The sequence below is a fragment of the Acidobacteriota bacterium genome (assembly GCA_040756905.1).
Classification (GTDB): Bacteria; Acidobacteriota; Aminicenantia; order JBFLYD01; family JBFLYD01; genus JBFLYD01.
The window spans coordinates 35001-55003 of sequence record JBFLYD010000022.1 but is presented as its reverse complement, the minus strand read 5'-3'; the positions used below and the strand labels follow the sequence as shown (position 1 = coordinate 55003).

General features: G+C 33.9%; 15 protein-coding genes (1 of these 15 only partly in view). 7 read left to right on the top strand and 8 right to left on the bottom strand.

Annotated features, from left to right (window positions below):
- Window positions 1-139: 139 nt before the first annotated feature.
- Window positions 140-2641, top strand: coding sequence for a trehalase family glycosidase (locus AB1410_03135; protein MEW6455694.1), 2502 nt, complete (start codon window positions 140-142; stop codon window positions 2639-2641).
- A 40-nt stretch (window positions 2642-2681) separates the two neighbouring features.
- Here AB1410_03135 and AB1410_03130 read toward each other — a convergent pair whose 3' ends face one another.
- Both AB1410_03130 and AB1410_03125 read right to left on the bottom strand, forming a co-directional pair.
- Window positions 2682-3638, bottom strand: coding sequence for a hypothetical protein (locus AB1410_03130; GenBank protein ID MEW6455693.1), 957 nt, complete (start codon window positions 3636-3638; stop codon window positions 2682-2684).
- A gap of 62 nt (window positions 3639-3700) precedes the next feature.
- On the bottom strand, window positions 3701-5134 hold the full coding sequence (locus tag AB1410_03125) for a DUF11 domain-containing protein (GenBank protein ID MEW6455692.1): 1434 nt from the start codon (window positions 5132-5134) through the stop codon (window positions 3701-3703).
- A gap of 45 nt (window positions 5135-5179) precedes the next feature.
- On the opposite strand from AB1410_03125, the gene AB1410_03120 reads away from it, so the two are divergent.
- Entirely contained in the window at window positions 5180-5332 is a 153-nt protein-coding gene (locus AB1410_03120) for a hypothetical protein (protein ID MEW6455691.1), read from the top strand.
- A gap of 90 nt (window positions 5333-5422) precedes the next feature.
- On the opposite strand, the gene AB1410_03115 is transcribed toward AB1410_03120, so the two are convergent.
- Window positions 5423-6340: a M23 family metallopeptidase gene (locus AB1410_03115; GenBank protein ID MEW6455690.1), complete on the bottom strand. Its 918-nt coding sequence runs from the start codon at window positions 6338-6340 to the stop codon at window positions 5423-5425.
- A 3-nt stretch (window positions 6341-6343) separates the two neighbouring features.
- Window positions 6344-7516: a galactokinase gene (locus tag AB1410_03110; GenBank protein ID MEW6455689.1), complete on the bottom strand. Its 1173-nt coding sequence runs from the start codon at window positions 7514-7516 to the stop codon at window positions 6344-6346.
- A 433-nt stretch (window positions 7517-7949) separates the two neighbouring features.
- Between AB1410_03110 and AB1410_03105 the strand changes: the two genes are divergently transcribed.
- Complete coding sequence (locus AB1410_03105; protein MEW6455688.1) at window positions 7950-10472, top strand: NPCBM/NEW2 domain-containing protein; 2523 nt, start codon at window positions 7950-7952, stop codon at window positions 10470-10472.
- Between the two features lie 31 nt (window positions 10473-10503).
- On the opposite strand, the gene AB1410_03100 is transcribed toward AB1410_03105, so the two are convergent.
- The 4 genes from AB1410_03100 to secA form a co-directional block, all read right to left on the bottom strand.
- Window positions 10504-10728 carry a hypothetical protein gene (locus tag AB1410_03100; protein MEW6455687.1) on the bottom strand — a complete coding sequence of 75 codons (225 nt, stop codon included), beginning with the start codon at window positions 10726-10728 and terminating at the stop codon, window positions 10504-10506.
- A gap of 7 nt (window positions 10729-10735) precedes the next feature.
- Window positions 10736-12364 (bottom strand): sodium:solute symporter family protein, encoded by a 1629-nt coding sequence (locus tag AB1410_03095; GenBank protein ID MEW6455686.1) that lies wholly within the window; start codon window positions 12362-12364, stop codon window positions 10736-10738.
- Window positions 12365-12492: 128 nt separating this feature from the next.
- Entirely contained in the window at window positions 12493-13953 is a 1461-nt protein-coding gene (gene guaB, locus AB1410_03090; protein ID MEW6455685.1) for an IMP dehydrogenase, read from the bottom strand.
- Window positions 13954-13955: 2 nt separating this feature from the next.
- Window positions 13956-16517 (bottom strand): preprotein translocase subunit SecA, encoded by a 2562-nt coding sequence (gene secA, locus AB1410_03085; protein ID MEW6455684.1) that lies wholly within the window; start codon window positions 16515-16517, stop codon window positions 13956-13958.
- Between the two features lie 82 nt (window positions 16518-16599).
- Between secA and AB1410_03080 the strand changes: the two genes are divergently transcribed.
- From AB1410_03080 to AB1410_03065, 4 genes are all read left to right on the top strand, one after another.
- A complete protein-coding gene (locus AB1410_03080) occupies window positions 16600-17142 on the top strand; it encodes a response regulator (GenBank protein ID MEW6455683.1) in 543 nt (180 codons plus the stop codon).
- Between the two features lie 52 nt (window positions 17143-17194).
- The gene (gene accD, locus AB1410_03075) at window positions 17195-17986 is read left to right on the top strand and encodes an acetyl-CoA carboxylase, carboxyltransferase subunit beta (protein MEW6455682.1); all 792 of its coding nucleotides are present in this window, start codon (window positions 17195-17197) and stop codon (window positions 17984-17986) included.
- Window positions 17987-17996: 10 nt separating this feature from the next.
- Window positions 17997-19301, top strand: coding sequence for a folylpolyglutamate synthase/dihydrofolate synthase family protein (locus tag AB1410_03070; protein MEW6455681.1), 1305 nt, complete (start codon window positions 17997-17999; stop codon window positions 19299-19301).
- A gap of 211 nt (window positions 19302-19512) precedes the next feature.
- Window positions 19513-20003, top strand: the 5' end (the start) of a protein-coding gene (locus AB1410_03065) for a S41 family peptidase (GenBank protein ID MEW6455680.1). It continues 649 nt past the right edge of the window; 491 of the gene's 1140 nt are visible here — the first part of the coding sequence; its start codon is at window positions 19513-19515; the stop codon falls past the right edge of the window.

The window sequence follows — 20003 nt, the reverse complement described above, 5'->3', positions numbered from 1 at the left end:
AATTTTAAAATGATTGATAAGGTAGAAAATGCAGTTATGATTAATGACAATCTTAAATTTGATTTTGATAAAAAAGAACTTAATGAATTTCAAAAGAAAAAGATTATTATTTATTTAAAATAATATCAGGAGAAATACAATGAGAATACAATTTTTTATACGAAAAGGCTTAATGTGTTTAGTTTCATTATTATTTTTGATTAACTTTAATTTATTTTCAGAAAGAGTTGAATATCCACGGGGGGAAAAGAAGAATCTAAGTGAGACAAAGCTTGTCTCTAGAGAGAGAATTTTAATAGATGCCCTTGATGCTGACTCTTGGGCGGGAATTGTTTTTGCAACTAAGGAAGATAGTGTATTTGCATTTAGATTTGGAATTTATTATCAGGGAAGAATAATAGATGGGAGAAGCGTATTTTATTCCATAAGTAAGGTTGGACCTCATTCTCCTGATGGAACCTATGCAGAGGTTGAATTTGATGCTGGGGTAAATATCGATGTTTTCTCAACAAGAGAGGAAATTCGTGCTCTTTCTCCCGTAGATCGAGAGGACAAAGAAAAATTTAAGGATAGAACTGTTTTGATTCAATGGACAAAAATTGACCCTTTAACTGTAATAGGGAAGGTGAAGATTCCAAAAAATTCATCTCTTCTTATTACGGCATATTTTCCATGGGATTATAAGGGTAAATATAGATATATAAGAAAATCCAATGTAATTACAGGTAGTTCGAACATTTCTTCTGGATTTTCTAAATTTGTAATCTCTACCTCAATAAGACCCTCGCGTTATGGACAGTTTGATAGCTTTGATTCCATTTATGATGCTGTTAAGAAAGACAGCCCTGAAAAATTTATACATAAAACCCGAGAACCCAGCCCTTTTTTGACATTAATGTATGATACAAAAGAGGAAAGAACTCTTTATTTCACAGCTAAAATAGGAAAAATTTTGCAGGCATTGATCGATGAAAGCAAAAAGTTAACAAACATAAATTTTATTAATCAAAATCTCGAAAGGTTTAAACTTAGCTATGAAAAAAATCGTGTAAAAACTACTGGTTTATTTGACCAGACAGCTGAAGCTCTGACTAATAATCTTTACTGGATGACTCTTTATCATCCTGAATTGAAGCAAACTTACATTCCAGCTGGAAGAAGATGGATTTTTCCGGATCGGGATGGAAAACCGATGAAGTGGACGATATTCGAATGGGATGGGTTCTTTAACGCACTGGAGGTTTCTTTGGAGAGTAAAAAACATGCAATTGATATGTTAAAAGCAGTTCTTCAGACTCAGTATGAGGATGGAAACATACCAAACTGGCGTGGAGAGGTCTGGGGAACAAATGACAGAACTCAGCCTCCTGTTGGAGGATATTGTACATTGAAGATTTTTTATCGGCTTAATCAGGATTTAAAGATTCTGAAGTTTGCATATCCTTATCTGAAGAAATGGCACAGTTTTTGGAAAACAGTTGTCGAAACAGGATATCCAAGAAGGGATGGAAATAACGATGGTCTTCTTGAATGGGGTTCTGAAAATCACAAAAATATTTTCAACATGGAAAAAGCAGAAGGGCTACAGAGAGCAATGTGGGAGTCAGGAATGGACGACTCACCTCTATGGGATGATACAAAATATATAGAAGAAAGATGGACGTTGAACATGAATTGTCTTGACTTAAGTAGTCTTTATGCGCTCGATGCATTGTGTCTTTCTGAAATGGCCAAACATCTTGGACTTAAAGAAGATGAAGAAATGTATTTAAGAGAATATGAAAATTTAAAAGAATTGATTAATGAAGTAATGTGGAATGAAGCTGAGGGTTTTTATTTTGATAAATATTGGGATGGAAAATTTTCCTCAAGAAAAGCTGCTTCAAATTTTTATCCACTTTTAGCCGGTATCGTTCCAGAAGACAAGATAAAAAGAATGATAAAGCATTTATTGAATGAAAAAGAGTTTTGGGGAGAATATATATTGCCGACTATATCAAGGGATGACCCTGCATTTAAAGACCAGCAGTACTGGAGAGGGACAATATGGCCTCCTACTAATTATTTGGTTTATCAGGGTTTGAAGAGATATAGGCTTGATGAGATTGCATCTGAATATGCGGAAAAAAGCGCTAAGCTTTTCATTAAGAGTTGGAGAAAATATCAGCTCTGCAGAGAAAACTATGATTCAAGAACAGGCGAGGGAGGTGGGCAGAGATACCAGAGCTGGGGGCCACTTTTTTCTTTAATTGCCCTTGAAGAATTTTTTGATTATGAACCATGGGCAGGAATACGATTCGGTTCTTTGGGAATAAAGGAGAGAAGCACTGTTTTCAATCTTCCTTATATGAATCGTAAATATGATATAACAATTGGACCTGATATCACAGAGGTAAAAGAAGATGGAAGATTAATTTTTAGGGCAAATAAGGATGCGGTAATAAGAAACTTTATAAATGAAAAAAGTAGGATGAGCTTTGAAATCAAGATAAATTCAAATGCCAAATTAGAAATAAACAGAAAAGGGCTTCAAAATGTAGGAGTAAGAAAAGATGATAAAACCATCTTTGAAAAAAAATTTCCTGAAGATTTAAAAATAATTAAATTAGAACCAGGCATTTACTCGATTGAAATAACTTAGCTTCTAACTAAATGATCAAATCAGTATAAATTTTTGATTCTTAAAACCCAACTTTAATCCCTATCCTCCAAATTAAACTGTCAAGTTTAAATTCAAATGGACGGACATTTTCTAACCAAGATGGTTCTGTCTCATTAAATATGGCGCGATGATAGATATTCCCATTCAATCTATAAGTTCCATACCAAAGGGCTTGATCTTTTGTTGTTCCTGAGTATTGTTCACTATGATCAGTCCAGATTATCGACTCCTTCCATTTTGTCTCTCCTTTTATTTCATCAAATTTTACTAACCTATAAAGGGCATCAATTGTCAAAGAAATATTGGAAAAGAGTTTTATTTCTGTTCCTCCACCGAAATGAAAACCAAGTTTACCAGATTTTGCCTCTAAGGTTGATGAAGAGGTATACTTATAGTCTTGTCTCCCTGGAGAATTTGGCCAGGAATGACTGCCTTCATCAGCAAATTTGAAAGTGGAGATATAATAGCCCGCCCCAGCCATAACATTGATATCTAATATGTTTCTTACGGGTATTAAAAAATTACCTGTTAATGTAAGGGGAATGATATTAGACTTTATCTCAATGGAATGGTTAAGAGTGTCAGTACCAAGAGTGTCTTTATAGTCGTAAGTCACACTTGAGCTCTGTTTCCAGGATTTTGCAAGGTAGCCAATGCCTATCCCAAGGGAAAATCTTGGAATAAGGTTAATTGAGGCCTCAAGGTTTATTTCAGGTGTGGTATGAGTAAATTGGTAATCACTTTGGGCTTTATAATTGGGCTGGCCATTGAGCCAATTAAAATATTCAGTTTCACTTCTAAACCATTCCTTCAAATCGCCACCCTTTAAAATATAACCCATCCCACCAAACAATTTAATAGAGAACTTAGGCGTAATTTTTTGAGAGAATTTAATGATATTTTGTTGAGCCACCAGAGAAGCTGAATTTAATAAAATGAGAAATAATGTAATGAACAGAAACCTTTTTAAATTCATGAGAGCCTCCTTTTTCATATCTATTTTCAATCCTTCTCAGCATTATTAAAGTAAAAATGAAGCTAAAAGATTATTGTTATCACTATGCGTTTTATATTAAAAGGATCTGCATGGTCTGCATTGATTGTAGCAGAGTTGAAGATTTTTGTTCCATAGGGAGTGTTCGCTTTTACCCTTGCTGTGAAACTCACTCTTCCTCCGCTATTAGAATCAACATTACCGATATTCCAGGTGATTTTATTTCCAGAAAGAGTTCCACCATTCTGAGGCTGTATATTCTCAAGGTTTGAATCAACTACATTAATAATCGTGACGCCTGTTCCATTTCCACCTGTATTCTTGTAATCGATTGTGAAGGTGAGGGGTTGTCCTGGTCTTACAGTTATTCTATCCACTTCCTGGTAGTTATATTTAACATTGGAGAAGTTGGGTCTTCTCTCTACCATCCAGTTTTCAGGGTATTTACCAAAAATTGATTTATAAACTTCTGATCCCATTTCCATCGTCCAGAAAGATTTTTCGTAGTCGAGGGTAGTGAGATCCACACCCCAATTCCTTTTAAATGCTTCTTGGAATAATCCAGATATTTCACCTTCGTTTCGACTGGTAATGACATTCCATACAGGAATTGGATCGCCATCATTATCAGAACTTAATATCTTGGGTCGGGGTATGCTCTCAAGATACTCTATTATCAATTCGCCCCTGTGAGTTCTTTCGTAAAGGGCAGATCTTCCCCAGATAAAGTGAGGCTCATGCACATCACAATAAATATAATAAAGAAGTGGAGCTTCAGTGGTGAGAGTAGCAATTTTATTTGGGAAAAGCTTCTTTACCAGATTATATTCCCACTTGAGAAAATCCCCATATACATTCATATCTTTAGTTGAGTCTGGATACCCTTCATTAACGAGATCTATTATTATATTGTCATAAGGGTTTAACTTCTCTGCTAACCATTTTATGTATAACTCAAAGTAGGTTCTTTCTACTCGGTATGGATTCCATGGGAGTCCTCCGTAATTGCCATCAAATCCCTGGATGTTATTGGCAGGGTTGAAAGGATGGTAGTCCCATTCAAATCGGTAAGCAAGCGTGTCAAATATGCAAATATCTACTGTAATTCCATAATACTTTGCCGTTTCAAAAAACCATTTTAACCTTTCTTCATATTCCTGGGAGAATTGAGTAAGGTCAAAAATTTTTCGGTTATTGCTTTCTTCTCTTACTACTTTCCAGGGAAGGTACGTATTTGGAAATCCACTAAATATCAAATCCCCATATTTGTAAGGTCCATAAAAAAAGCTATAAATCCTGACCCAGTTTGCACCTCTGTAGGCATTCTCTCTAAAGAAGTCTTCAACATACTTTTTTGAGAAATTTTTGTTTATTAGAAGGTCATACTGGGAGACTCCAAAATATACTTTATCTTCTCCGAATGAAAAAAGTCCTAAAACAAAGAATAACATTGCTAAGACAAAAAATCTTTTCATCATATGTGCCCTCTTTTCATTTTTAAAATCTGTATTATAAATAAACAAATGAGGGATGTCAAAAAAATCTCGAACTTTCATAAGCTTAAGTACAATTTACAGGCTATGCTTACAAGAGGAGAATCAGTAAAAAGAGATGCAAAATTAGGAATGATAGGAAATTATTTTGAACGCAAGGTTATCCTAAAGGCTATTGATTAGAGAAAAGAAAAAGTTGAATTTTCTGGGATTAAAATAAAAAATAATACAAAATAAAAAAATACGAAAAAATTTATAAATAAAACGAAACTTTTAGTTGTTGTTTTTGAATAAATCTAATGGCATCGATAATAAAGAATAAGGATCAATTTGACTGTCATATAATTTTACTCCCCAGTGAAGGTGAGGGCCTATTGCTCTCCCTGTTGCTCCTACTTTGCCTATAATATCTCCTTTTTTTATAAATTCATCTTTTTTTATGTTGAATGAAGATAAATGACAGTATAATGTGTAGAGACCTTTTCCGTGATCAATGATAACTGTATTTCCTGAGAAATAGAGTTCTTGAGCTAAAACTACCTTTCCATCATTGGAAGCTTTTATATCATCTCCATGCTTGGAAATTAAGTCTTCTCCACTGTGAATAGATCTGTACTTTCTGTTAAATATTCGCCTCTCTCCGAAATTAAATTTTCCTTTTCCTTCAAGGGGAGTTATAAAATTACCATTTATAAACCAGTTCGGCGTTACAGTTTTCCAGATAGAATTAAGAATTTCCTTTTCCTTTTTGATTCTTTCCAAAGCCTCAGGAGGCGGCACTACATACTTTTCGTCTACCCATAATTTTTTGAGAGGAAATTTCTTGCCTAAAATTCTAATGGATTTTTCAATTTTGAAATTCTCACCTTTTTTTGTGTTTAAATAAATAATCATCTTGTAAATGCCTGGTTTAGTTTCTAAATCAATTCCTATTAAAATAATAGGTGTAAGATTCTCATATTCTCTGATCGTTGAAAATACCCTGTTAAAGATGTAGACTTCAACCGAATTTATATTTTCGCTATTGTCAATATTAATGAGTAGAATTTCCCCAGGATGAGTAGCTCTATATTGAAGTTTAACGGTGAATAGCTTATTTGTCTCTAATATTTCGGTCTGATAAGCAATTCCTTTAATTGAGCAGGAAAATATAAAAATCAAAAAATATATTTTTAATTTTTTGTTATTCATTTTTTATTGATGATTTATAAGTTTTGCTCCATCTTCGATTGAAACAGGAATTATTTCAGGAAAGAGTCCAAATTTAGCTTTATATTCATTACTTATTTTCTCTATAAATTCTTCCTCTGAACTTATATCGAGAAGACTCACAGTGCATCCTCCAAATCCAGCTCCAGTCATTCTTGATCCATAACCCCCTTTTGTATTCATTGCTGTCTTCACTATTAGATCAAGTTCTTTACAACTCACTTCATAATTTTCCTTTAATGAAAGGTGAGATTCATACATGTATTTCCCGAACTTTTTAAAATCATTTACTTTTAATGCCTCAATTGAATCTAAAACCCTTTCATTTTCATAAATCACATGCTTACATCTTTTTTTTACATTTTCAGGTAAATTATCCTTATATTTTTCAAAATTTTCTGAAGTTACATCTCTCAGTGCTTTTATTTCTGGTATAAAGTTCTTTAATATTTTTACTCCTTCCTCACATTCTCTCCTTCTTATATTGTATTCAGAATCAACAAGGCCTCTTTTTACTTTTGTGTTAACGATGATAAATTTTTTGCTTTTCAAATTTAATGTTATTAATTCATAATTCAAATTTCTGCAGTCAAGAAAAAGAGCATTATCTTTTTTACCAAGAATTGAGATGAATTGATCCATAATTCCGCATTTCATTCCCACAAATTCATTCTCAGCTCTCTGGCATAAAAGAGCCATTTTAGTGTTTTCAATTTCTAAATTGTTTATTGTTTTAAATGCAAGCGCTGAAGCAACTTCAAGAGCAGCAGAAGAACTTAGTCCAGAGCCAATGGGAATATTTCCTTCAATTAATGCATTCATTCCTTTTAATTTATATCCTTCTTTTTTGAGAAAATGAGTCACTCCTCTAGTGTAATTGCTCCATCTTGCATTTTCTTCAAAAGAAATATCATCGAGAGAAAAAATTGATTGTTGGTTGAAATTCAGGGAATGAAGATAAATGAAGTTATCCTCTCTTTCTGAAAAAGCCATCAGGATATTTCTATCGATTGCAACAGGAAAAACAAAACCATCGTTATAATCGGTATGCTCGCCAATTAAATTGACCCTTCCAGGGGCACATACAACCCTTATATTTGAGTCTCCATAAATTTCTCTAAATTTATTTATTGTTTTCCCTATCCTTTCTTTTAGCATTTTTTAAACCAAGTGTGCTGATCCATAAATATTTTCGAAAATAGACATTCTTTAATAAAGCACACTGACACTAATTTATATAACAAATACAAATAGTATCTCAAGCATTTTTACGCTTTTTGCGAGAGCCCAGAAAAAGTGATTTATTGTCAACCTGAACTTGTTTCAGGTTCTCATAATCCATTGATTTTATTAGATGCTGAATCAAGTTCAGCATGACATTTTGCGCTATAAAAGGGGTTTTTCAGGGCTTTCTTTGTAATATTTTTTTCAATTGAAGAGGGGAACCATGCCCGCTCCGCATTTGTGACGGTTTTCAGGAACCTTCGGTTTCTCCGCTACCCTTCCTGCTCACTTATATATGTTCAGTTAAAACTTGATTTTGTAATGAGAGATTTATAAGCTTAAAATAATATGAGTTTTTGGAGGAAAAATGAAAAAAGAAATTTATATTCTTTTATTTTTGTGTTTTTTAACTGGTTTTTATGGATTTTCAGATGAGAATTTTAAAATAGAAAAGGAAAATTCTGTAAAAGAAATGAATAGTTGGCCTCAACCAATTCCGTGCAGAATTAAAGAGGGAAAGAATTTGGATTTATTCATAATGACGCTGGGAGATGTAAAAACTCCATTGGCAGATGGAATTTTTGACCCTGTGAAGGACAGAGTTATTTTAAATGATGGAAGAATTATAGAAAATTATTACAAAGACATTTTAAAAATAAAATACTTCAAGCCAATAGATAAATCAGTGTTTAATTTGCCTCCTTCCGGCTGGTGTTCATGGTACTATTACTATCAGGAAATAAATGAGGATGAAGTTAAAAAAAATGCTAAATGGCTCTCAGAGAACCTGAAAGATTTCGGCGCAGAATACTGTCAGATTGACGATGGTTGGCAGGGAAAGGGACATGGGATGGGAGATAACAGAGACTGGACAACCATTGATAAACGTTTTCCAGAGGGAATGGAAAAGCTTGCCAATTTTATTAAAGAAGTTGGATTGAAGCCTGGATTATGGCTTGCTCCTCATGGGCAGAGCAACTGGGAGGTAGTTAAAAAATCGAAAGCTTTTTTACTGGATAAGGACCAAAAATCTATTTCAGATACTTGGGAAGGAAATTTTCTGCTTGATCCATCAAAGAAAGAAGCAATTAAATATTTAGAGGATCTTTTTACAGTTTTTTCTTCGAAATGGGGGTATGAATATTTTAAAATTGATGGCCAGCCAATTGTTATCAATGAATTCAAAAAATACCAGAAGAAAATGAAAAGCCCAGAAGGAGACCCTGAAGAGCTGTATCGAGACACTCTCTTTGCCATTAGAAGAGCAATAGGTTCTAATCGATACCTTTTGGGATGTTGGGGAATACCCCTTCAGGGAATAGGAATAATGAATGGCTCTCGCACAGGAGGAGATGTTCTTCTAAATTGGGAAGGATTTTTTACTGCTCTAAATGCAACGATGAGACACTATTACTTGCATAACATTGCCTGGTATTGTGACCCTGATGTCATGTTAGTAAGATATCCCTTAACCCTGGAGAGTGCAAGGGCATGGGCAACACTTCAGGGATTAACAGGCCAGGCTCTAATGGCAAGCGACAGATTATATGATTTGTCTCCAGAGCGAGTTGAAATACTTAAAAGAGTTTATCCAGCAGTTGACATTCGGCCTCTTGACCTTTTTCCTTCGAATAAAAATAAAAGAATCTGGGATTTGAAAGTGAATTATATTGGAAGAGAATATGATGTGATTGGAATTTTTAACTATGATGAAGAGAAATCAATTGGAATCAAATTGGACTGGCATGAACTTGGCTTCTCAGCGGATTCGTTAATTCATGTTTATGATTTCTGGCAGAAAGAATATTTAGGCTGCTGGGAGAAGGGAATGTATGTTCCTATTTTACCAGCAAGTTGCAGGGTTTTAACTTTAATAAAAGCTGAAGAAAAACCACAGTTGATTTCAACAAGCCGTCACATTACCCAAGGATGGGTAGACTTAAAGGAAATTAATTATGATGAAAATAAGATGAAATACTCTGGAAAGAGTGCTTTAATAAAAGATGATCCCTATGAATTGAGATTTGTTTTTCCAAGGTCAGGGAAAACTTTCCGAATAAAAGAAGCAAAAGCAGAGAGCCTTTCAGTAAAAATATCAAATTATCATGGATGGGGAAGTGTTCAGTTTACAAGCCCGATAAATACAGAAATTTCCTGGGAGGTTTATTTTGAACCCGCAGATTTATACACCTATCCTGTTGAAACGCCTGATGGAGTAAGGTTTGAAGTAAAAGGTCTTGATGGAATTAAATTGTCATGGAATCCCCTTTATTCACTCAGTGCAGGTTATCTTGTTTATCTGAATGATGAAGTATCAGGGTATACTCCGGTAAACAGTTATGAAATTAAGGGGTTGGATGTGGATAAAGTTAATAAAGTAAAAATATATGGAGTGTGGTTCGATGGTTCAAAAAGTAAAAAACCTGCTGAAATTGAATTTAAACTGAGTGAACTAATTCAAGATGAAATTTACCTATCTGATGTTGAACCCGTTTCGATATCATCTGGGTGGGGAATGCCACAGATGGATAAGGCTGTGTCCAGGTTACCCTTAAAAATAGGAGATAATATCTATAAAAAAGGAATTGGCACCCATGCAATTTCTGATATCATTTATAATATAAATAATCTGTATAATTTTTTCTCAGCTTGGGTTGGCATTGATAGTAACACTCAAGAAAAGCGTGGATCAGTGGAGTTCATTGTTTATGGGGATGATAATGAACTATGGAGGAGCAGTATAATGAAAAAAGAAGATCCTGTCCAGAAAGTTTTAATTAATATAACGGGAGTTAAGATACTTAGACTTTATGTGAGTGATGGAGGTGATGGCATAAGCTGGGACCATGCGAATTGGGCAGAAGCAAAACTTTCAAGAAAAAATGATTAATTTTCAGCCTTTTATTTCAAAAATTAAATTTTTACTTTCTTTTATAAAGAGAGGCCATGATTAAAAGAATTACTCCAAAGAGAAAGAGAGAGATTCCCCAGTAGAAATTTATATTTATTCCATGAGAGATTTTATAAATTTCTTTGGGACTGAAAATTCCATAGACCACTAAAAGTATTCCAAGAATGGAGAATAAAGCTCCCATTGGAACTCTTAAATCAAGAAAATGTTTTTTTTCAGGGCTTTTACCTTCCATCTTGACCTCACCAGAATATAATGTTTAGGATAATAAAAAATAAAAAGGAAATTATTCCAAGGGTAGCAGGTTTTTTATACCATTTTTTTTCTATGCTATGTTCCTTGGAGGATAATCCCATTACAAGACCTTTTAATTCATTTGGGTCTTTTTTAGGAGTGAATAAACTTACTAAAATAGTTAAAACAAAACACATGAGCCATGCCCACCATGCCTGCCAGAAATTTGAAGCCATTTCACTCGGATAGCTAATGAGATTAATTTTTACAAGAATATAATGGGAAGCTGCAGTTAGTATTCCAATCAACAAACCAAAAAAGCCTCCCCAAGGAGTTGCTCCCTTCCAGAACATCCCGAGTAAAAATGTTGCAAAGAGTGGAGCATTGAAGAAAGAAAAAATCAATTGCATATAATCCATAAGGTTTGGAAAGCCGAGAACGATGTAAGCTGTTCCGATGCTTATCATAACTCCAAAAAAAGTAGCAAATCTGCCCATTTTTACGTAATGGGAATCAGGAGCTCCTTTTTTTATGTAAGCTTCATAAATGTCATATGTCCAGACAGTGTTGAAGGCTGTAACATTTCCAGCCATCCCGGACATAAAGGATGCAAGGAGAGCAATTAGTCCCAATCCCAAGACTCCATTGGGGAGATATTTAGCCATGATGAGGGGAAGCGCCATATTGTATGGTTTTTCACCCGATGAATTAAGGTCAAATTGAGGTAACACTGCGATTGCAATAAGCCCCGGGATAACAACAAGTATTGGCATCAGCATTTTTGGAAAAGAAGCTATGACAGGCGTTCTTTTTGAGGCATTGAGATTTTCTGCCGAGAGGGCTCTCTGGACTACGAGAAAATCAGTTGTCCAGTAACCAAATGAGAGGACAAAACCAAGGCCGAGAACCATTCCAAGCCAGTGGATTCCCATGGGATTGGTAGAAGTATGGGAAAGAGGTGCCCAGGCTCTTGTAAATTCTTCAGGGAGTCTTTGTATTAGCCCTTGCAAACCGTTAACTTCTTTTAATCCAAGAAAGACAACTGGTAAAAGACCCAGCCATATCAGAAAAAATTGAAGTACCTCATTATAAATCGATGATGAGAGTCCGCCTAAAAATACATAAATTAGAACAACGAATGCAGCGATAAAAATACTCGATGTTAACGACCATCCAAGGAGCATCTTAAAAATTAAGGCCATCGCATACATATTTATGCCGCTCATAAATACAGTCATTATTGAAAATGAAATTGCATTCAAACCTCTTGTAGCTTCGTTATATCTATATTTTAAATATTCTGGGACGCTTCTGACTCGGCTGCCGTAATAAAAAGGCATCATGAATAAACCTATAAAAAGCATTGCCGGAATAGCACCGACCCAATAGAAATGGACAGTATGAATTCCATATTTTGTTGAATTGGCTACCATTCCCATAACTTCGAGAGCTCCAAGGTTTGCAGCTAAAAAAGCCAATCCCGTTACCCAGCTTGGAAGTGATCTCCCAGAGAGAAAGAAATCCTCGCCAGTCTTTATGTATTTTTTGAGAAAGAATCCGACAAGAATTGTTACAGAGAAGTATAATACAATAATTGTATAATCAATCCATTGAGCTTTTAGTATAGCCCCTTCCATTTTTTTCTCCTTTTAATTCAATCATTATTAATACATCAAAAATATTGAAAATTTCAATAAATTAAAAATTATGAAAGCGGGATTGGTTGGTTCTCATTTAATTGGCTTAATAATAAAAAAAGGCTTTTTTATTCTATCCTGTAATTTGGAGCTTCTTCAGTGATGATCACATCGTGAACATGGCCTTCCCTTAGACCTGCGTTTGTTATTTTTATAAACTTGGATTTTTCCCGGAGTTCCTCTAAATTTTTGCAGCCTGCATATCCCATTCCTGCCCTAAGCCCGCCTACAAGGAGGTTAACTATATTCATTACAGATCCTCTGTATGGAACTCTTCCTTCAATTCCTTCAGGAACGAGTTTGGATTCTGGTAGTTCCTCTTGGAAATATCTGTCTTTGCTTCCTTTTTTCATAGCTCCAATTGAACCCATTCCTCTATAAGTTTTATATGATCTTCCCTGATATAGAACTATCTCTCCTGGACTTTCATCTGTTCCAGCGAGCAAACTTCCTACCATCGCAGAGTGGGCTCCAGCAGCTAAGGCTTTTGTAATGTCTCCAGAATATTTTATCCCTCCATCAGAAATAACTGGAATATTATATTTTCTTGTAACTTTATAAACTTCAGCAATAGCAGTTATTTGGGGAACTCCAACTCCAGTGACAACCCTTGTCGTACATATGGAACCAGGACCCATTCCAACTTTAACTCCATTTACCCCTCTTTTAATTAGATCTTCTGCAGCTTCCTCACTTGCTATATTACCCGCTACGATGTTCAGATGATTAAATTTTTTCCGCAGGATTTCAATTGTTTTTAACACCTTTTCCGAGTGTCCGTGAGCAGTATCAATAACAATCAAATCAACCTGAGCCTCGATCAAAGCAGAAGCTCTTTCGATTGCCTCGTTTCCTACTCCAATAGCTCCTCCAACCATTAACCTTCCAAATGAATCTTTGCTTGCGTCAGGATAAGAAATTTTTTTCATTATATCTTTTACGGTAATTAACCCCTTAAGATGAAAATTTTCATCGACTACAAGAAGTTTTTCAATTCTATGCTTGTGTAATATTTTAACAGCCTCTTCCATTGAAATTCCTAAAGGAGCGGTTATTAAATTTTCTTTGGTCATGGCTTCTTTGATATCCAGATCCATACGGGTTTCAAACCTTAAATCTCTATTTGTGAGAATTCCTACAAGTTTTCCATTTTCAACGATAGGAACTCCAGAGATTTTATGTTTTTTCATTACCTCAATTGCTTCATAGATTTTATTCTCAGGGCCCATCGTTATAGGATCGACTATCATTCCACTTTCAAATCTTTTTACCTTATTGATTTCTTCTGCCTGGTCTTCTATTGATAAGTTTTTATGAATAATTCCAATTCCTCCCATCTGGGCCATTGCAATTGCCATTTTTGATTCTGTGACTGTATCCATCGCTGAGCTGATGATTGGGATATTTATTTTTATTTTATCTGTAAGATAAGTTGTAACATCGGTTTCATTAGGCATTACTTTAGATTTTGATGGCATTATTAGTACATCATCAAATGTTAATCCTTCTTTAATGGGAAATTCTAACATAATTATCTCCTTCTTTTTTTAGGTATTATGGCACGAGGACCTTGAAATTTTTGCTTGATTTCTTTATGAGGTTTCTCTTCAAATTCGAAAACTGGCTGGAAGTAAAAAATATATCGGATTGTTTCTTCTTCAATTCTATTTTTCATTTCTTGAAACATTTCGAAACTTTCTTTCTTATATTCAACCAATGGATCACGCTGACCATAACCTCTTAATCCAATCCCTTCTTTTAAATGGTCCATAGCTAATAGATGGTCTTTCCATTGAGAGTCGATAACCTGAAGCATTATAATTCTTTCGAGTTCCCTCATTCTTTCAGATTCGATCATCTTTTCTTTTTCTTGATATCTTTCTTTTAATTTAAATAGAATTAAATCTTTCAAGTCTTCTTGAGTCATATCTCCAAAATTTCCATCCATCTCCCTTATGTCGAAAGCGAATTGATATGCTAAAGCTTTTCTTAATCCCTCAATATCCCATTCTTCAGGATGTTTCCTGCCGTTACAATAAGTTTCGACATTCCATATAAGAATGTCTTCTATTAGGCTCTCTATAAATTCTTTCATGCTCTTGCCTTCAAGAATATCTCTTCTCATTGAGTAAATAACTTCTCTTTGTTTATTCATTACATCATCGTATTCCAGCAGGTGCTTTCTTATTAGAAAGTTATGAGCTTCCACCTGTTTTTGAGCTCTTTCGATTGCCTTTGTTATCATTTTATGTTCGATAGGAATCCCTTCTTCCATCCCTAATTTTTGCATGATAAATGAAATTCTATCAGATCCAAATATTCTCATCAGATCGTCTTCTAATGAGAGATAAAATCTTGAGGAACCCGGATCTCCCTGTCTTCCAGCCCTTCCCCTCAGTTGATTATCGATTCTCCTTGCTTCATGTCTTTCAGTTCCAATTATATGTAGACCATTCAGTTCCACAACCTTCTTATGTTCTTCTTCTACCTGATGCTTCATTTTTTCCAAAATTTCTTTGTATAAGTTTTCATCCCATTTTGCATGGGGATTATATCCTCTTTTTCTCATCTCTTCCTTAGCTAAGAATTCAGGATTCCCACCTAAAAGTATGTCTGTTCCTCTTCCTGCCATATTTGTTGCAATGGTTACTGACTTAAGTCTTCCTGCCTGAGCTACAATCTCTGCCTCTTTTTCATGGTATTTTGCATTTAGTACAACATGAGGAATTCCTTTCTTTTTCAATAGAGAGCTTAATTTTTCAGATTTTTCTATCGATATTGTTCCAACAAGAGCTGGTTGAAGTTTTTTATAACATTCTTCAATTTCTTTAACACAAGCCTGCCACTTTTCTTTTTCTGTTCTATAAATTACATCTGGATATTCATATCTAATCAGAGTCTTATTTGTCGGTATTACTACAACATCGAGTCCATAAACTACTGAAAATTCAGTTGCTTCGGTTTCAGCTGTTCCTGTCATCCCTGCTAATTTTTCATACATTTTAAAATAGTTCTGGAATGTTATAGTGGCTAATGTTTGATACTCTTGTTCTATTCTAACTCTTTCTTTAGCTTCTATAGCTTGATGGAGTCCTTCTGACCATCTTCTTCCAGGCATAAGACGACCTGTGAATTCATCCACTATAACTACTTTTGCATCTTTTATCATGTAGTCCACATCTCTTTTGAAGAAATTGTGCGCTTTAAGTGCCTGGTATATATGATGGATAAGGTCCATGTTAGATATTTCATAAAGATTTTCCACTGATAAAAATTTCTCTGCTCTTGATATTCCGCTTTCATTTAAAACAACTGTTCTTGTTTTTTCATCTATCTGGTAGTCTTCGTCTTTTTTCAATCTTTTTACCAAATCATCAATTTTATAATAAAGAGAGGTAGACTCTTCTGTTGGGCCTGAAATAATGAGAGGTGTTCTTGCTTCATCAATTAGAATTGAGTCTACTTCATCCACAATTGCATAATGATGCCCTCTTTGGACCAAGTCTTCCAGTCTGAATTTCATATTATCCCTTAAATAATCAAAGCCAAACTCATTATTTGTTCCATATGTTATATCAGCTGAATATGCTTTTCTTCTCTCCTCATCTGACATCTGATGTTGAATTGTTCCTACTGAAAGCCCAAGAAATTTATAAATGGCGCCCATCCATTCTGTATCTCTTTTTGCTAAATAATCGTTTACAGTAACTATATGAACTCCTTTATCTGTTAAAGCATTCAAATAAGCAGAGAGGGTGGCTACAAGAGTTTTTCCTTCCCCTGTTTTCATTTCAGCAATTTTTCCTTGATGGAGAACAACTCCTCCCATCAATTGGACATCAAAATGTCTCATATTAAGAGTTCTTTTTGCTACTTCTCTTACAACTGCGAAGGCTTCAATTAATAGGTCATCCAGAGTGGCTCCATTCTCAATTTTTTGTTTAAATTCTGAAGTTTTTTGTTTTAGTTCTCCATCAGAGAGTTTTGATATTTTTGGTTCCAGTTCGTTTATTGCCCATACTATTGGTCTCAATTTTTTCAACTCTCTTTCATTCTTTGTTCCTATTATCTTATTCAGAATATACTTAAGCATTTATTTAAAATTATCAGAAAATTAATCTAAAGTCAAAATGATTTGACTTTTATATAACAATTCATTATTCATAATTGAAGAAATGAGAAAAAAAATATTAATTGTTGATTTTAACCTTTATTCTTTAAGAGAATTGAAGCAGTTTTTAGAGTCCAACGAATTCATTGTATACTCTGCTCAGGATGGAGAAATGGCATATAAAACTTATTTAGAGGACAAGCCTGACCTTGTTATTACTGAGATTGTAATTCCTAAAATTCATGGTTTACATTTATGCAAGAGAATTGCTCTGGAATCAGAACATAGAACCCCAGTAATTTTGATTTCTGGGATATATAAATCAATTTATATAAAAGAAGAAGTTATTAATTTTTATGGAGCCTCGGCTTTTTTTGAAAAACCGATTAACAAACGTCTTCTAATGTGGGAAATTTTAAAATTGCTTAATATCAGAATTTCAGAAAAGATTTTATTTAAAAAGATTGGTGAAAGTGAGCTTATTGAAATGTACGATGAATCGATTGATTATAAAAAAATAGCGGATTCCGCCAGAGAGAAAATTTCATCAAAAGAATTTTTTCATGATATAATTGATGAGATTAATAAAGAATTAGAAACTCTTTAAAAAAGGTAATAAGTGAAAATTAAAAAGTACACAAAATTTTTGGTGAAAAAGAATGACAAATTTATGGACTAAGTGCAATAATTGCAGAAAAATCCTCTACAGAAAAGAAATTGAAGAAAATTTGTATGTCTGTCCTAATTGCAATTTTCATTATAGAATTACTGCTGTACAAAGAGCAAAATTTCTCCTCGATGATAGAGATTTCATGAGGTTAGATGAAGAAATATTCCCAGCCGATCCTCTTAATTTTAAAGACAACAAAGAATACAAACAAAGATTGGAGGAGAGTAGGATTAAACTTTCATTGAATGAAGCATTAATAAATTTTTCTGGGAAAATAGATGGAATTCCTGTGATTCTTTCAGTATTTGAATATAGTTTTATTGGTGGTAGTATGGGCTCAGTCGTGGGAGAAAAATTTACCCGAGCGATTGAAAGAGCTCTTAATAATAAGATTCCTCTTATATCAGTTTCCAGTTCTGGAGGAGCAAGAATGCAGGAAGGGATATTATCTCTTATGCAGATGGCAAAAATCTCAGCAATGTTGGCAAGATTGGACGAAGAGAGAATACCTTATATATCTGTATTGACTGATCCAACAACTGGAGGAGTAACAGCAAGTTTAGCAATGCTTGGAGATTTGAACATTGCGGAGCCAGACGCTTTGATAGGATTTGCTGGACCAAGAGTAATAGAACAAACTATAAAAGAAAAGTTGCCAAAGGGCTTTCAAAGCTCAGAATTTTTATTACAGCACGGAATGCTGGATGATGTAGTACCGAGAAAATATTTAAGAGAATACTTAATTCGTGTTCTTCGATTGTTGTTAAACAAACATCATTAAAATTTATTTTATGGATTTTAATGAAGCGCTTGCTTATCTCAATTCAGTTGAAAAATTTGGTATAAGACTTGGACTTAGTAATATAGAATTTCTTTTAAAAAGTTTTGACAATCCTCAAAATAAGTTTAAAACAATTCATATAGGTGGAACGAATGGAAAAGGCTCTGTGTGTTCAATGGTTTTTGAAGCCCTGAAAAGAGCAGGTTACAAAACTGGGCTATATACTTCTCCTCATCTTATAGATATCACTGAAAGAATTAGAGTAAATGATGATTGTATTTCCAAGGCTGAATTTTCTGAGATTATAAGTGAAATAAGGAAGAAAATTAATTCAAGTATCTTCAAAAAAAATTTGGTTGGACATCCCACATATTTTGAAATATTGACATTAGCTGGATTTTTATTTTTTGAAAAAGAAAAGATTGATGTTGGAGTTATCGAAGTAGGCTTGGGTGGAAGATTTGATGCAACAAATGTTATTTATCCAGAGATTAGTGCAATTACCAATGTGAGCTACGACCATGAAAATTATCTGGGTAAAAAATTATCTGAGATTGCATTTGAGAAAGCTGGAATAATCAAAGCAAGAATTCCAGTTGTATATGGAGGAAAAAAAGGAATCGCCTATTTTACAATAAAAGAAAAAGCCATTGAAGTTAAATCACCTTTAATTTGGGTAAATAGTAAAGAAAATATTTTTGGAATTAATAGATTAGAAAATAGATATTTATTTTCTTTGAAAACGCCAAGATTTTCTTATGAATTTACTCCTTCTTTACAGGGAAGACATCAGGGAGAAAATGCTCTCGTCTCAATTTTTATTCTAGAAGAGTTGAGAAAAAAAGGTTGGAATATTTCTCCTGAACAGATAAAGAATTCAATTGAAAACACTAAGTGGGAAGGAAGATTGGAAACAATTAATACAAACCCTCAGATAATTCTCGATGGCGCTCACAATCCTCATGCTATAAAGAGATTAAAAGAATATATTGAGGAAAATATTGACAAAAAAATAGCTCTTATTTTTGGGGCTATGCGAGATAAAGACATTTTTAGAATGGCAAAGCTAATGTTCCCAATGTCGGAAAGGGTAATACTCACAAAAGCTAATACAGAGAGAGCTGCTGAGCCTTTATTTATAATGAAGATTTCTAAAGCAAAGACAAAAAATATCGAAATTATGGACAATGTTAAATTAGCAATAGAAAAATTAACGAAGGAATGCTCAGATGATTTTGTCATTTTAATTACTGGCTCTCTTTATCTGGTTGGTGAAGCAAAAAAAGCATTAATCGAATGTAATAAAATTAAATAAAGAATTTTTTAAAGATTATCTTTTTGTATTATTTAGTAGAGATCTTTTAAAAAGCTTCAGATGCAAGGCGCAGTGAAGCTTTGAGCGGAGGCGTACTTCCTGTACGTTGGAGCGATAAAGCTGAGACTGCAACGCAGCAGATGGACTTTTTAAGAGATCTCATAAATAATTTTTGACACATTAGATATCTTTTTGAAATAATAAAAATTTGATGGAAAATAAGAAAAAAATTTTATTGTTATCTTCAATTTCAGTTGTCATTTTTTTATTCTTTATCAGTTGGAAATTTTTTCCTTCAATATTTTCATTCTCTTCCTTATCCTCATCTTATAAAAATTTATATTTATTGAGTAAAGTTATTTCTTATGTAAAAAATGAATATATTGAAGAAGTTAATCCCATTGAAGTTATGAGGGGAGCATATAGAGGAATTATGGAATCCATGGGGCCGTTTGCATCCTATTTACAAAAAGATGAAGTAGAAAAGTATGAAAAAATTAAAAAAGACCTATTCGGCGATGTTGGTATTCTTGCAATAAAAAGGGGCGTATTTTTTCAAGTAATTGGTTTAATTGATGATTCACCCGCAGAAAAGCACAATATAAAGGTAGGAGACTTTATCAATGAGGTGAATGGAATGCCAGTTCATAATTTAAATTTCTGGGAATTGAAATTAGAGCTGACAGGTCTCCCGGATACTGA